Below are 1,849 nucleotides of genomic sequence, written 5' to 3' on the forward strand. Positions count from 1 at the left end.
GCACCAGGCCCCACCCCCTCCCGCACCACCGAAGGAACAGCGCCACCGTGAACACCGCAGCCCTGACGACCACGCTCCGCCTGCCCCGCCAGGATGAGCCCACCGCGACCGTCACCGTGACCACCCCGGCCGGGCGCGGCGCGCAGGCCAAGCACACGAAGGCCGTGCAGCTCGCGCTGGACCTGCCGAGCGCCAGCAGCCCCGGCCGCGCGGTGAAGATCGGCCCCGGGCCCCGCCCCCGGATCAAGCCCAGCCGCACCCGCACGGCAGGCGCGGGGTGGCAGCGGTGGACCGAGCCCGACGGCCGAGTCCGGTACGGCGTCGCCAGCGACACCGACCCCAGCGTCCTCGGGTTGCTCCGCCCGGCCGTCCGCGCGACCCGCGCCCGGTTCCGCGTGGTCGTCCCCGCCGACGGTGGGGAGCCCTTCGCCATCGCCACCGCCCCCGGCTTCGGCTGGTTCCGCGACAAGGACACCGAGATGGTGCCCGCGCTCCTCCAGGACTGCCTGCCCGGCCTGCTCGTCAGCAGCACCGAACTGGCTGCCTGACCCGCCCCGGTGCGGCCCGGACCACCGTCCGGACCGTGCCGAGGCCGGTCAGACGCCAGGCCCTACCCCCGCACCGACCCGCAGGAGACAGCCATGCCCACCATCACCACCGTCACGCTCCCCGGTGCACTCGTCGCCGCTCTCGAAGACCGCGACAGCTTCCAGGACGGCCGGTCCGGCAGCGTCGAGCAGGCCGTCGCCGAAGCGCTGTACACCCGCTCCACCCGCGTCAAGCGAGGCAAGGGGGTGAGCGTCCTCGTCACCCTGACCGCAGAACAGTGCGGCGTGCTGGCGGACTACCTGCACAGCCTGCTCGGCCTGGTCGACGCCGCCCTCGTCCCCGCGTCCGAGTTCGGCGTCAGCCGGGCACGCCTCGCCGCCATCGTCGGTGAAGTCGGCGACGCGCAGAACGCCGCCGAGGCCGAAGACGCCCGCCAGGCCGAGCAGCCGCCGCTGGCACCAGGCCCCACCCCCTCCGAGGTGGCCCCGGCCGGGCCGGGCAAGTTCATCGTCACCCTGGACGAGATCCGCGTGCACTGCGTGCCCGTCCTCGCCCCCACCCGCGAAGCCGCCCAGCGCGAAGCCGCGCGCATCGTCCAGGCCGACCGGACCACCTGGTACGACCACACCGAAGAACTGTGCGTCGGCGACGCCCACACCGAAGCCGAGTGGGACGCCGAGCAGGAGTCCCTGGCGCGCATGGGGATCAACGGCATGGTGGGCCCGCTCTCCGTCAGCCGGCCGAAGGACAGCCCGAAGGAGAAGTTCCGGGCGCCCCGCACCGACCACCACGCCGACGGCAGCGAGTGCCCGCCCCAGCACAAGCACACCAGCAGCGGCAAGCCGCTCACCGAGGGGTGCCCCGGCCGGGCCTACTCCACCGCCACCTGCACCTGCGGCTGGACCACCCGCAACACCGCCAAGGGCTACACCGACGAGACCCGCCGCCGCCACCTCGCCACCGAGCACGGCTGACCGCTCGCTGGCACCAAGCCCCACCCCGCCCCCTTCGAAGGAACACCCCGTTGCACGCCACCCCCGAGCCACTGCGCGTCATGGACCTGCCCCGGCACCTGACCTTCGGCTACGCCAGCCCGGGCACCGCCCCGCACGTCGCCCTGGTGGACGCCCCCGAGCGCCGCGCGCTGTGCGACCCGGGCACCCCGCTCACCTCGGACTGGGCGCTCAACGGTGACCCGCTCTGCCCGGCCTGCGCGCCGCTCGTCCAGCCGTGACCCCAGACCCCGCCCCGACCACCCCGGAGACGCCCGTGCCCACCGCCACCGCCACCCGCTACACCC

The 1,849-nt window shown here is 74.9% G+C and carries 3 protein-coding genes; all 3 read left to right on the top strand.

Going from position 1 to position 1,849, the window contains the following annotated elements; genetic code table 11:
* Nucleotides 1-47 precede the first annotated feature (47 nt).
* The 3 genes from ADK60_RS22135 to ADK60_RS22145 all read left to right on the top strand — a co-directional run bounded on the left by ADK60_RS22135 (nucleotide 48) and on the right by ADK60_RS22145 (nucleotide 1,783).
* The gene (locus ADK60_RS22135; RefSeq protein ID WP_053648358.1) at nucleotides 48-548 is read left to right on the top strand and encodes a hypothetical protein; all 501 of its coding nucleotides are present in this window, start codon (nucleotides 48-50) and stop codon (nucleotides 546-548) included.
* A gap of 93 nt (nucleotides 549-641) precedes the next feature.
* Nucleotides 642-1,523 (top strand): hypothetical protein, encoded by an 882-nt coding sequence (locus ADK60_RS46835; protein WP_234371207.1) that lies wholly within the window; start codon nucleotides 642-644, stop codon nucleotides 1,521-1,523.
* Nucleotides 1,524-1,573: 50 nt separating this feature from the next.
* The gene (locus tag ADK60_RS22145; protein ID WP_053648360.1) at nucleotides 1,574-1,783 is read left to right on the top strand and encodes a hypothetical protein; all 210 of its coding nucleotides are present in this window, start codon (nucleotides 1,574-1,576) and stop codon (nucleotides 1,781-1,783) included.
* Nucleotides 1,784-1,849: the final 66 nt, after the last annotated feature.

This window comes from Streptomyces sp. XY431, from assembly GCF_001279805.1.
Lineage (GTDB): Bacteria > Actinomycetota > Actinomycetes > Streptomycetales > Streptomycetaceae > Kitasatospora > Kitasatospora purpeofusca.

What these genes read in the sequence shown, in the direction of transcription:
- ADK60_RS46835 (WP_234371207.1), top strand. Translation starts at nt 642, where the DNA reads ATGCCCACCATCACCACCGTCACGCTCCCCGGTGCACTCGTCGCCGCT.